This is a genomic window from Roseovarius litoreus, from assembly GCF_900142765.1.
Lineage (GTDB): Bacteria > Pseudomonadota > Alphaproteobacteria > Rhodobacterales > Rhodobacteraceae > Roseovarius > Roseovarius litoreus.
Genome location: NZ_FRCB01000006.1, coordinates 171,523 through 184,550 on the forward strand (window position 1 = coordinate 171,523; position 13,028 = coordinate 184,550).

General features: G+C 61.5%; 11 protein-coding genes. All 11 read right to left on the reverse strand.

The genetic code is table 11. The features are described from left to right. Position 1: 1 nt before the first annotated feature. The 11 genes from F3H35_RS13030 to F3H35_RS13080 all read right to left on the reverse strand — a co-directional run bounded on the left by F3H35_RS13030 (position 2) and on the right by F3H35_RS13080 (position 12,922). Entirely contained in the window at positions 2-817 is an 816-nt protein-coding gene (locus tag F3H35_RS13030; RefSeq protein WP_149779993.1) for an SDR family NAD(P)-dependent oxidoreductase, read from the reverse strand. Then, positions 814-2,319, reverse strand: coding sequence for a tripartite tricarboxylate transporter permease (locus F3H35_RS13035; RefSeq protein ID WP_149779994.1), 1,506 nt, complete (start codon positions 2,317-2,319; stop codon positions 814-816). Before F3H35_RS13035 ends, F3H35_RS13030 begins: the two co-directional genes overlap by 4 nt. Before the next feature lie 3 nt (positions 2,320-2,322). After that, a complete protein-coding gene (locus F3H35_RS13040; protein ID WP_149779995.1) occupies positions 2,323-2,847 on the reverse strand; it encodes a tripartite tricarboxylate transporter TctB family protein in 525 nt (174 codons plus the stop codon). A gap of 69 nt (positions 2,848-2,916) precedes the next feature. Continuing rightward, complete coding sequence (locus F3H35_RS13045; protein ID WP_223228408.1) at positions 2,917-3,900, reverse strand: Bug family tripartite tricarboxylate transporter substrate binding protein; 984 nt, start codon at positions 3,898-3,900, stop codon at positions 2,917-2,919. Between the two features lie 51 nt (positions 3,901-3,951). After that, complete coding sequence (locus tag F3H35_RS13050) at positions 3,952-4,665, reverse strand: SDR family NAD(P)-dependent oxidoreductase (protein WP_149779997.1); 714 nt, start codon at positions 4,663-4,665, stop codon at positions 3,952-3,954. 4 nt (positions 4,666-4,669) lie between these two features. Then, positions 4,670-5,434 (reverse strand): citryl-CoA lyase, encoded by a 765-nt coding sequence (locus F3H35_RS13055; protein ID WP_149779998.1) that lies wholly within the window; start codon positions 5,432-5,434, stop codon positions 4,670-4,672. 2 nt (positions 5,435-5,436) lie between these two features. Next, complete coding sequence (locus tag F3H35_RS13060; RefSeq protein ID WP_149779999.1) at positions 5,437-6,960, reverse strand: class I adenylate-forming enzyme family protein; 1,524 nt, start codon at positions 6,958-6,960, stop codon at positions 5,437-5,439. 12 nt (positions 6,961-6,972) lie between these two features. Further along, a complete protein-coding gene (locus F3H35_RS13065; protein ID WP_149780000.1) occupies positions 6,973-7,758 on the reverse strand; it encodes an IclR family transcriptional regulator in 786 nt (261 codons plus the stop codon). A 295-nt stretch (positions 7,759-8,053) separates the two neighbouring features. Further along, complete coding sequence (locus F3H35_RS13070) at positions 8,054-9,667, reverse strand: GMC family oxidoreductase (RefSeq protein WP_149780001.1); 1,614 nt, start codon at positions 9,665-9,667, stop codon at positions 8,054-8,056. Between the two features lie 73 nt (positions 9,668-9,740). Further along, the gene (locus F3H35_RS13075; RefSeq protein ID WP_149780002.1) at positions 9,741-11,681 is read right to left on the reverse strand and encodes a TRAP transporter permease; all 1,941 of its coding nucleotides are present in this window, start codon (positions 11,679-11,681) and stop codon (positions 9,741-9,743) included. A gap of 161 nt (positions 11,682-11,842) precedes the next feature. Then, complete coding sequence (locus F3H35_RS13080; protein ID WP_149780003.1) at positions 11,843-12,922, reverse strand: TAXI family TRAP transporter solute-binding subunit; 1,080 nt, start codon at positions 12,920-12,922, stop codon at positions 11,843-11,845. Between the last annotated feature and the right edge of the window lie 106 nt (positions 12,923-13,028).

Genomic DNA, 13,028 nt, shown 5'->3' on the forward strand with positions numbered 1-13,028 from the left:
GTCAGCCATCCACGGCCTGGCGGATGCTCGCGGACAGGCCTCCATCGACGACCAATTCGGTCCCCGTGATATAGCCTGCCCGGTCAGAGGCCAGAAAAACCGCCGCCTCGGCGATATCCCATGCGCTGCCCATCCGGCCAAGTGGACATTGCCGGGCGCGCGCCTCGCGCATCTGGGCTTCGGTCTTGTCACCGTAACTTTTCGCCAGGGTGATACCGATCCGGGGCGTGTCGATCAGACCGGCGATGATCGCATTGACGCGGATGCCCTCCGGGGCCAGCTCAACGGCGAGGGCACGGGCGAACTGGTTGGCGCCGGCTTTGGTGGCGGAATAGGCAAGATGCGGATAACCCACATGCCGGATCGACGCGATCGACGATGTGACGGTGATGACACCGCGCCCCTGAGCGCGCATCATCGGCAGCGCGGCCTGTGCCGCCACATGCAGCGAGGTCAGGTTGGCGTCGCTGATGCGCCGCCAGTCCGCGGGGCTGGTATTCTGCGATGGGCCGCTTTTGCCAAGCCCCACATTGCAATGCAGGATATCAAGCCGTCCATGGCGCTCCTCGATATCGCCGATCAGGTCCGTGACGCTGGAATCCTTCAGAACGTCGACCGTGCGGGCTTCGGCCTTGCCGCCCTCGTCATGGATCAGTCGCACCGTGTCGGCTGCGGATGCCGGATCGGCATCCGCCGCGATGACATGCGCGCCCGCATGCGCCATGCAGATGGCGATCGCCCGGCCGATACCGATGCCTTCGGCAATCGATCCCGCGCCGATCACAAGCGCGATGCGGTTTGCAAGCTCCTGGCTCATGACGCACCGGAGGCGCGTATCGCGTCCCGTTTGGCGCGTGTCGCGCGCAACTCGCGCCGGATGCCCACGAAGAGCGAGAACACTGTTATCGTGATGAAGATCCAGCAGATCGGGCTGCGGAAGAAGATCAGGATATCCTCGGAGATCAGGAACGAGCGGCGCAGGTTATCCTCGAAGAGCGGGCCGAGGATGAAGCCCATCAGGAACGGAGCGGCCGCCATGTTGATCTTCATCATGATGAAGCCCAGAACGCCAAAGGCCAGCATCACACCTACATCGAACATCTGGCTTTGAACCGCATAGCTGCCGAAGACGCAGAACATCAGCACGATCGGCAGCAGGATATGGCGCGGAATGTCCGCGATGCGCGCGAAATACCGGATCGCAAGCTTGCCCGAGCCCAGAAGCACGATGGAACTGAGCATGATCCCGATGAAGATCGCGTAGATGATCGTGATATTGTCCTGGAACATCAACGGACCCGGCGTCAGGCCCTGAAGCATGAAGGCGCCAAGGATCACCGCCGTGACGACATCGCCTGGTATACCAAGCGCAAGAAGCGGTATGAGCGTCGCTCCCGCCACGCCGTTATTGCCCGCCTCCGAGGCGGCAACGCCTTCGACATTGCCCTTGCCGAAGGTTTCGGGCGATTTGGCCGTCCGGCGCGCCTCGCCATAGGACAGGAAGGCCGCAGCGGTGGCGCCGGCGCCGGGGATGGTGCCGATGATGACGCCGATGAAACTGCCGCGGATGATGGACAGCAGGCTGCCCTTGAATTCCGCAAGCGTCACGCGGCTCCGATCCGCGGCCTTGACCGTGAAGGGAGCGACCTTGCGCACATAGAAGTCGATCACTTCGGGCAAGGCGAACAAACCGATGAGCAGGGGGATATAGCTCACGCCACCCATCAAATTGAAATTGCCATAGGTGAAGCGTTGCGTGCCATAGACCAGATCAAGCCCGATGGTCGAGGTCAGCAGACCCAGAAGCCCCGAGATCAAACCCTTGGTCAATGAAGACCCCGAGATCGAGATCACCACAGTCAGAGAGAAGCAGATCAGCCAGAAATATTCCGGTGGCCCGAAGGCCAGCGCCAGACCCGCGATCAGGCTGGCAAAGAAGATCAGCGACAGGTTGGACAGGAAATCCGCGATGCAGGAGGCATAAAGCGCCATGTTGAGCGCCTTGCCCGCCTGTCCCTTCTGGGCCAGCGGGTAGCCATCCAGCACGGTGCAGGCGGCCGCCGGTGTACCAGGGGCGCGGATCAGGATTGCCGTGATTGACCCGCCGAACACACCGCCCTTGTAGACCCCGACGAGCAACAGGATGCCGGTAACGGGATCGAGGTTGAAGGTAAAGGGCAGCGCGAGCGCCACGGCCATTGTGGCCGTCAGGCCCGGGATCGCTCCCACGACGACGCCAAGACAGACCCCGGCTGTGATCGCCAGGATATTGCCAAGGGTGAAGAAAAGTTCGAAACCGGTCGCGATGTTTTCAAACATGGATCACATCCAGTCTTCGAAAAAGCCGAGCGGCATCGGGACCTGCGCGACTTGGGTGAAAAACAGATAAACCAGCAGCGGCACGCTGATCCCGACACCAATCAGGATGACGGGCCTGCGTTCGCCGCCCATGGCAAGAAGCGCTATGGTCACCACCATGGAGGTCACCAGCATCCCCACTTGATCGGGCAGCAGCAAATAGACCAGCAGCAGAGCGATGAGCATGAGAACGCGGCTCTTCCACTTGGGATGTGCGTCGAGCGCGCCCGCTTCCTCATCTGCGGGGATATGCGGGGCAAAGATGGCTTCGAGCAGGTGGATCAACGCAAAGATGCCGATAGCACCCGTCAGAAGATAAGGCAGGAAAGCAGGCGAAAGCGGCAGATGCTTGACCGAAGCCGGAGTCGCGACGCCGCCCGGAATGACGAAAAGTCCAAACAGGACCGAGGCCGCAAGCGTCAGGGCCGCGAACAGGATTTCGCGGCGCCGCCCCTTGCGGGCATTGGTTTGAGTGGTGGTCTCGCTCATGGCTGCTCCTCCCATGCCGCCCGGTTTCGGCGGCGGCCCTTGCGGACCGCCACCGAAGATGTCGTGGATTTACTCGACCGTGACGCCGGCGTCGTCGACCACGGTTTTCCAGCTTGCCAATTCGCTTGCGATGAACGCGCTGAACTCTTCGGGGCTGCCGCCCTCGATATCGGCGCCGCGGGTATCGGCGAAATTGACGAAGGCTTCGCTTGCGATGACCTGGTCCAGCGCCTCGGACAGGGTGGCGATCACTGCCGCATCCGTCCCCGACGGTGCCAGCAGACCGAACCACGAGCGCGCCGCGAACCCGTCGAGTTCCGGGATATCAAGCTCGTCCAGCGTGGGGACGCCATCAAGCTTCGGTGACCGTTCCGGCGTCGTCACGGCCAGCGCGCGCAAGGCGCCCGACTCGATATGCGGCATGGCCGAGGGCAGGTTGTCGAACATCACGTCCACGTCACCGGCCAGCAATGCGGGCACGGCCTCGCCGCTGCCACGGAACGGAACATGGGTCATGTTCGCACCTGTGCGGGACTTGAACATCTCACCCGACAGGTGGATCGAGCTGCCCACACCGGACGATCCGAAGGTCTTGCCTTCTGCCTTGGCCGCTTCGAGGAATTCACCGGCGGTCTGGAACGGGCTGTCCTTGTTGACGACCATCACGTTGGGAATGGACATCAACAGCTTGATCGGTGCGAAATCCGCGACCGGATCATATTGCAGGTTCTTGTAGACCGCAGGTGCGATCCCGTGCGACGACACCTGGCCCATGAACAGTGTATAGCCATCGGGACGGGCATTCGCCGCTTGCGTGGTGCCAAGCGTTGCCCCCGCGCCGGGACGGTTCTCGACCGTCACGGTTTCATCCAGAACCTTGCTCAGACCGTCCGCCACCTGACGCGCCAGGATGTCGGTCGCGCCACCGGCGCTGTAGGGAACGATGATGGTGATACGCTTGGTGGGATAGTCCTGCGCCATGGCCGAGGTGCCGAAGGCCAGCATCGACGCGGCTCCAAGAGCACCGACGATCGTTCTTCTGGAAATTTTCATCTTCTTCTCCTCCATTGGGTGTAGATGTCTTTCTGGGTGTTCGGATGATGTTCATGCAGATCCGATCGTCATGCCTCCACAGACGAAAAGAACCTGCCCCGTTACGAATCCCGATCTCTCCGAACAGAAGAACGACACGGCATCCGCCACGTCTTCGGGTGTTCCGGTGCGTTTGACCGGCACGGAGGCGATGATCTTCTCCGTGCGCGGGTCCCCTGGCGGGTTGACCTTGTTGAAAAGCTCCGTCGCGATCGGGCCGGGGCCGATGGCATTCACGGTGATCCCGTGCTGTCCCAGCTCCAGGGCCCAGGTCTTGGTCATGCCATGCAGACCCGCCTTTGTCGCCGAATAGGCCGTGCGCAGCTCCTTGCCCAAAGCAACGCGGCTCGAGATGTTCACCACGCGGCCTGATCGGGCCTTGATCATCGACGGCAAGGCGGCTTGCAGGCACACAAGCGGCGCGCGCAAGTTGACCGCAGCCACCCGATCGATCGAGAAAGGATCGGTCGAGATCACATCTGCAGGCTCCACGATGCCGGCATTGTTGACCAGCCGTGTGACCGGTCGGCCCTTGCAGAATGCGCCAAGTGCCGCCTGTGTCGCCTCGACATCCGACAGATCAAGCTCGATCACCTCGTCGGCGCTGTCATGCTCGGGCGGGATGCGGTCAACCACGGCGACCCGCAGACCATCCGCCTTCAGCCTTTTGGCAACAGCCGCCCCGATCCCTCTGGCGCCCCCCGTGACGATTGCGAAATCCTCCATCGGGTCAGTCTTCGAACGGAATGGCTTTGTCGATCGTTTCCCAGATGAAACGACCGGACGGTTTGCGCTGTTCCTCGGCGATATGGGCGACCAGACCGGCCGCGCGCGAGATAACCGCAAAGCCGCGCATCAGCTCGACCGGGATGTCCATGTCTCCGAGCAGGGCCGCCGTGGCACCTGTCGCGTTGATGGTGATGTGGCGCTGGAACTCGGCATCCACCGCCGCCGACAACGCGCGCAGCGCCTTCAGATGGCGTGGGTTTGGGCATTCCGCCTCGCCGATCTCCAAAAGTTTGAGAGCGCGCGGATCATCGGGCTTGTGCAGATGGTGGCCAAAGCCGGGCAGATGCGCCTTTCGCGCGCGATGCTCGCGCACGATTTCGGCAGCCCGCTTGGCCTGCGTCTCCGGCTCAAGATCGACCAGCTCGGCCAGCAGACGGGCATTGTTCTCGATCGTGCCGACAAACTGGCTGCCGACAGCCAGAAGGCCCGCCGCAACCGCACCCTGCAGGTTTTCGGGCGCGGACATATAGATCGACCTTGTGGCGATGGCGCTGGGCGTCAGGCCGTGCTCCATCATGGTGATGAGGATCGCGTTCATGATGCGCATCTGGCTGGGCGTCACGTCACGGCCCAGAATGTGCTGCATCATCACGGTGACGAAATCGCTGTCCTTCGCGAGCAGTTCATCGACAAGATTTCGGTCCCGATAGAAGATCTCGGTATCGTTATACCGGCAAAGGGATGTTGTCGGTGCGGTTTTGGACATGGTTAGCCTTCCTTGAGTGTTTCGGCATTTTGCGCCAGATGCTCTTCTGCGAGTTGCATCTTCTGGAGTTTGCCGATCGCGTTGCGCGGCAAGGCTTCCAGGAAGCGAATGGATTTGGGGGTCTGCACCGGGCCAAGCCGTTCCCGGATGAAGGCGATGATATCCTCTGCGCTTGCGGCCTTGGCGTCGCGGACCTGCACGGCGGCATGGACGGCCTCGCCCCATTTTTCGTCCGGCACGCCATAAACGGCGCAATCGATGATTTCTGGATGCTCGCCCATCACCGTCTCGACATCGGCGGGATAGACGTTGAAGCCGCCTGTGATGATCATCTCCTTGGCGCGCCCCCGGATGAACACGTAGCCATCCTCGTCCTTCAGACCCAGATCGCCGGTATGCAGCCAGCCATCCACGAGGGTTCGTGCGGTGACATCCGGCTGGTTCCAGTAGCCGGTCATCAACAAGTCGCCGCGAATGACGATCTCACCGGTTTCGCCCGCCGGCAGGATCTTGCCCTGCGTGTCCATGATCTCGACCTGGCTGAGGAATGTCTCTCGTCCGACCGACGCGCGCTTGGCCGGGTCAAGCAGTTCTTGCGCCGAGATCATGGTCGCGATCTGTGGCGCCTCGGTCTGACCATAGGTCGAGGCAAGACAGGGGCCGAAAATCTTCTGCGCGCGCTCGATCGCATCGGGCCGCATGGGGCCTGCCCCGTAGATCAGGTTTTTCAGATGCGCGTAATCCGAAGCACCGACAGCATCGAGCTCCATCAGCATATAGAGAACGGTCGGCGGCACGAAGGTGGTGGTTATCCCGGCATTCTGCAGGAAATGCAGAGTTTCCTCGGGCCGGGGCCGATCCAGCAGAACAAGGGTGCCGCCCGTGGCGAGGGTCGGAAGAATATAGGTGGAGGTTCCATGCGTGATCGGTGCCGCCGCCAGATAGCGCTGCCCCACGCCAAGCGACCAGGCCGAAACCTGGATCGCGATATTCGTGTTCCATGCGCGGTAGGGCTGCATGACGCCCTTGGGAAGACCGGTTGTGCCGCCCGTGAACTTGATCGCCTGCGTGGCCGATAGCGGCATGTCCGCGATGGCGGGTGTCTGCCCGGCGTGATCCTTCCCGAGTTGGGCCGTGGTGTCCGGACCGCCTTCGGGGTCGCAGATAAGGAACCGCGTGTCCGCACCATCGAGTTTGCCGACCGTATCAGGCTGCGCGATGACGATTGAGGCCTGGGTGAATTCGATGGCGCGCACCAGTTCGGATTTGGCGTTCATCGGCTGTAGCGGAACCCAGACCTTGCCCGCTGCCAGAACGGCAAGCCAGCTCACCAGGTGGTCGATCGAGTTGTAGCAGCAGATCCCGACCCTTGAGCCGAACTCCGGATCAAGCTTTTGCAGACCCACGGCCAGCGCCTGAACGCGGTCATGAAGCGCCTTGTAGCTCAGGTTCCGGTCGCCATGCTCGACAGCGATATGATCTGGCCAAAGCCGGACCGCGCGATCAAAGAAATGGATTGGATACATTCTTGTCGTGCCTCACGTCTTGAGGCCCACGCGGTTCAGCGCATGGGTCATTACTTCTACGATTTCCTTGCGGCGTGCCGATCCAAGGCGCGATTTCAGGGCCGATACGGACAATCCGGCCTTCAAGCGGTCCGAACGGTCGAACACCGCCACCGCGATGGCGCTGACATCGGGAATGATGATCGAATTGTTCACGAGATACCGGTGCTCACGCCAATGGCGGACCATGCGGCGCACTTCGGCGACGGTCAGATCGCCATAGCGGCCATAGACCTCGCTGTTGGAGGCAATGAGATGATCGCACGCGTCATCCGGCAGGGCGGCGAGGATTGCCGCACTTCCAGCGCCCACGCCAAGCGGACGCCTTGAGCCCACCTTGAGGGTATTGGCACTCAGCGGATACGAGCCGGTGGCCGTGTCGATGCACAAAGCCTCATCCCCGAACGGGACCGTCACATAGGCGGTTTCCCCGGTGATGGCGGCCGTTTCGGCCAGCGCAGGCCGCAGTTCCATGCGCACGGCGTCGAATTGCCGGGGTGAACCCGACGCGCCGGCCAGATCGAACAGCCCGATGCCGAGCGTGTATATTTTTGAATAGGGGTCGAAACTCAGCAGCCCACCATCCACCAGCCCTTGCAGAAGCCTGCGCGCCGTCGCGGTCGTGAGGTTGGCCTTGCGTGCCACCGTCGACAGGGTGACGCCCGTGGCATTGCGCTCTGCAACGATCGGCAAAAGACGTATCGCCTTGGCCAGCGATGTTTCTGCGCGCCGGTCGGTGATGTCGTTCTCGTCGGACACCGGCTCCCCCTCCAGTTCAAGCCCGCCTGATACGGCATGTGCGGGCAAACCTCGGGGAGAGGGATGTTGAAGTCCAGTCAAAAGTTATCAATTTGTGGTAAAAGTTTATCATATAATGATAAAGAAATTGCCAAGCATATAAAAATAAACAATTATATTCATATTGTAATTTTCTCCGAATTCTCTCGGCACATGTCTCTGTCCGCCGGAGTGGCCTTTGGCCAAACCGATCATGCAGATCATCATGAATTCTTGTTTGAATGGTCTGGCGCGGGCCGGTTCGGCCCATGCCGGATCAGGCGTGATCCTGCAGGATCATGTCGCTGGCCTTCTCTCCGATCATGATCGCCGGTGCATTGGTGTTTCCCGACACGATGCGCGGCATGATCGCGCAATCGGCAACCCGCAGCCCGTCTATGCCGCGCACCCGAAGCCGGGGATCGACCACCGCTGCGTCATCCACACCCATGCGGCAGGTGCCTGTCGGATGATAGATCGTGGTCGAGTTGCGCCTGATCCAGTCCAGTGTGCCCGCGTCATCCTCGGCGGTGCCGGGGGCGGGGTTGTGACTCGTGGCGATTTTCTCGGCAAGCGGGCTGTGGCTGGCGATGCTGCGCGCGATATTGACCCCGTCGATCATCGTGCGCCTGTCGGTTTCCGTCGCCAGGTAATTCGGCCTGATCGCGGGATGCCTCTCCGGATCGGCGCTGCGCAGGCGGATCTCCCCGGTGCTTTCGGGGCGCAGTTGGCACACCGACATCGTGAAGGCCGAGAACGGGTGCACCCCCTCGCCGGGGCTGTCGGCGGACCAGGGTTGAATGTGGAACTGGATGTCCGGCGTTTCCAGATCGGGCCGGGTGCGCAGAAACCCGAAGGCCAGACTGGCCGCCATCGCCATCGGCCCGCTGCGCCGCGTGGCATATTCCAGCGCAATCAACCCTTTGCGAAAGAGCGACCGCACCTCGTCATTCAGGGTCGGTTCCTTGCAGCGAAAGACCAACCGTGCCTGTAGATGATCCTGCAGGTTGCGGCCCACCTGGTCGCGCTCCAGATGCACCTTTATCCCAAGCGCCTCGAGATGCGCGCCATCGCCGATCCCTGACAGCATCAGGATCTGCGGTGATCCGATTGCGCCTGCCGACAGGATGACCTCGCGCCGCGCCCGCATCTCGGACCGCGTGCCGCGCGCATCCCGCAGCCGCACGCCATAGGCGTGCCCGCCATCGATCAGCACGGCCTCGGTCAGGGTGCGCGTGAGGATGGTCAGGTTGGGTCTGGCCTTCACGTCGCGCGTCAGGAACGCGGCCGCCGCCGAGCAGCGCCGCCCGTTTCTGGCGGTCAGTTGGAAATATCCCACCCCCTCTTGCGCGCCATCGTTGCAATCCGGGTTGAACGGGTAGCCTGCTGTCTGCGCGGCCTCGATCCAGGCATCGCAAATGGGGCGCGACATCCGAATGTCGCTGACCGCCAATGGCCCGCCCGTGCCATGTGCAGGACCGTCCCCGCGCTCCTGATCCTGCGAGCGTTTGAACAGCGGCAGCACATCGTCCCAGCCCCAGCCGGTATTCCCCGCCTGCGCCCAGCCGTCATAATCCTGTGGTTGCCCCCGGACATACAACAAACCGTTCAGCGATGATGAGCCGCCCAGCACCTTGCCGCGCGGCCAAGCCAGCGCTCGTCCGGCCAGCCCGTCGTCCTCTTCGGTGTGATAACACCAGTCGACCGTCGGGTTATGCATGGTCTTGAAATATCCCACCGGGATATGAATCCAGGGGTTGGTGTCGGGGCCACCGGCTTCGACCAGCAGCACCCGATTGCCGGGATCGGCGCTCAGCCGGTTGGCCAGCACGCAGCCCGCCGATCCGGCGCCGATTACGATGTAATCATATTCCGTCCCTCTGCCTGTCATGCACCGTCGGCCCCGGTCCTGTGGCTTGGACGCGACCGCCCGCAAGGGGCGGCCGCGCCGGTCGTTTCCGCGATCATGCCGCCGCCTCGGGCACCTTTTTCTGGCGCGTCACGAAGGCATAGGCACATATCGGCACGAACAGGGCGGCTTGCGCCAGGAAGAATATGTTTCCCTGATCCGTCATACCAAGGAACCCCGCAAAGGCTGCCAGACCGATGGTCCAGCGTTCCCATCCGCTCAGGTTTCGGAACACGTGACCATAGCACGCGATCGACACCGTCAGCTGGATCAGCAGCACCTCCAGCAGAGGGGGCACCACAGCCCATGTCAGGTTCGGAAAGCTCATCAACTCCGGCGAGAAGACGAAGGCGAACGGAATGATGAAGGTGGTCAGCGCGATCTTCATCGATTCCCCCGCCGTCTTGAGGAAAGACGCATCCGCCAGTTTCGCCGCCGCCAGCACACTCACCGCGATTGGTGGCGTCAGGGTCGAGAACACCGCGAAGTAGAACACGAAGAAATGCGCCTGAAGCGGTGGCACGCCGATTTGCTGCATGAACGGCACCAGCGCCAGCGCCACGATCAGATAGGCCACCGGGGTCGGCAGACCCATGCCAAGCACCAGCGACACGCACATCGCACCCAACAGCAGCAGAAGCTGGCTGTCCGGCAGATACTGCACCAGAACCGCGCCAAGACGGCCCGACAGGTTGGTGGTCAGCATGACCTGCCCCAAAGGCCCGACGGCGATCAACAGAAGCGACAGGATGGCGACCAGATAGAAGCCTTCTTCCATCGCACTGTAGAGCCGCGCCCATTTCGGGCGGTATTTGCCCTGGAACATCGCAAGCCCGAGCGCGATGATGATGCCCCAAAGCCCCGCGATCGCCGGTGAGCGATAGCCAAGCAGCAGCCACAGCACCACACCGAACGAGATCACGAAGGTCGGCAACAGTCGGATGATCATCTCGCGGTCGACCTTCTCGGTCAGCCTCGGCAATTCGTGACGGCGCGCATAGATGACGATCGCGATGCCGACGCCCACCAGATAGAGCAGGCCTGGGATCATCGCCGACAGCGCCACGTCGATATAGGGCAGGTTCAGGAAACTGGCGATGATAAAGGCCGCAAGCCCGAGGATCGGTGGCATGATCTGCCCCGCGGTCGAAGCGGTCGCCTCGATCGCACCCGCCATCTGCCCGCTATAGCCGTAGCGTTTCATCATCGGAATGGTCAGACGCCCCGTCAGCACCACGTTTGACACCGCCTGTCCCATGATCGAGCTTACGATGCCCGACCCGATCAGCGCGGGGCCCGCCGCGCCACCCGGAAGCCTGCGGCCCGTCGACTTGCCGACCTCAAGCACCATGTCCAACATGCCGACGCCAAGCAGGATCGCCGCATAGATGATCAGGAAATAGATCGCGTCGGCGGCAACCTGCGCCAGATAATAGAAGCCCTGATTTGTTCCGAGGCCGATATAGTTCATCACGAATTCGGGCGAATATTGCGGCGTCACGAAAAGCGGATTTTCGATTTTGTATCCGAGAAAGAAATACGCGATCGCAATAGACACCACCGTGGTCAGCAACCATCCCCAGTGAATGAAAGTCAGCATCAGGATCGAGATGGTCATCATCCAGCCGAAGATCATGTCGGTCTCGTTGAAGAACGGCTGTGAAACCTCAAGCTGTTGGGCATTCAGACGCACATAGCCCATCGCGATCGTGGCCATCACAAGCCCCACGACCGCAAACACCATGCGCGGCCAGAAGAAAGGGCGGATCGGCCGGATCATCTCGGTTTCCGGATCGGCAATGCCGAGCTTCTCGTCACACAGGTTACGCACCGCCAGAAGGCCGGTCATCATCACGATACCAAGGATGAAATTGGAGTAATGCTCCGAGGAGTTGCTCGTGAATCCGAACGCGGCGAAGCCGATATAAATGGTCATCAACAAGCCGATCAGCAAGAACGGTATGTCGGTCGCTTTACGCAGAGTCTTCCAGGCCATGGAACGTATCCCAGTCGGTTTGCTTGAAGTTTGAAGCTGAAAAGCGAGTTGCCGCTACGTATGAAACCGCGGCCCTGCCTGCCTCGCTTTGAAAGGGCCGACCGATCCCGCAGGGTCGGTCGGCCATGTCGTCACGACATATCGCCTTCAGGTGCAGGCGATCACTTGACCTCAGGATAGGTCATCGGGTCGCATTTCTCGGTCAGCTCCCACCAGCCAAGCTCTTTGAACGCGCGGATCGCACCGGGATGGGCGTTTTCCTCGGACAGACCGCAGGTCATCAGCTCGGGGTTCCAGATGTTCCAGAGCGCATGAAGCTCTTTCATCTTGGGTCCGATCTCGGCCACGGCCTTGACCAGCTTATAGGCGGTCTCTTCGCTGAAATCCTCGTGCGCGGCCTTGTAGGCGCGGTTGAAGCCGACACCCAGAGGCTCGTCCTGATGCGGCAGCGTGTTGGGCGGCAGGGTCACGTGGATCCAGGTGGCGTCGAACTGCTCGTTGAGCTTGTCGACGATTTCCTTGGTCACGCCGAGGTAGCAGATTTTCTTGCCTGTCGCCTCAAGCTGGCGCACCGGGCCGGGGATCAGGAAGTTGGTCAGCGTCGGCTCGGCGCCGATCGGGGTCACGGCGGCATCCGTCGCACCGTCGATCAGCTGCTGTGTCAGCTGGCCGGGAGTCATGTGACGGATATCCGTGTTCTCCGGCGTCACGCCATAGCCGTATTCCAGGAACAGCCGGCTGAACACGCCCCAGTCCGACTGGCCGCGCAGACCAAGCGAAATCCGCTTGCCCTTCAGATCGGCCATCGTCTTGAGCGAGCAATCGAAGGTCGCAAGGAATTTGCCCTGGCCCCACCATGCCTCACCGTAAAGCAGCTTCCACGGAATCTGCACCGGCTCGGGCAGGAATTCCGCCATGCTGCCCTGACCACCCTGATAGGCGACCTGAATCAGCGTATCCTCGGTCGCGAAAATCGAGGTTTTTCGTTTCGATTCGTTCAACGCCATTTCGCGAATGTTGTAATTGTAGCCCGGAGTCTCCTGCGGCAGGATCATGACCTCGGATTGCGCCTGAATCAGCTGGTTCATCAGGATCGTGTCGCCTGCCATCGGCCCGCATCCAAAGGGGCAAAGCAGAACGGGGATGGCCTCTACGGCCTGTGCGGCGCGGTCGCCGCCAGCGATCGCGGTCAGGCTGGTGACGGCGGCCAGCGCCAGAGTTTTCATTTTGAGTCGTGGCATATGTTCCTCCCATAGGACTGTGCAATTTGGCGTTTCGGACCTGTTGGCCACTGACGCGTTCTCATTATGCAAGACAATCTATATCACTAGCTGGACGAATTGTCAT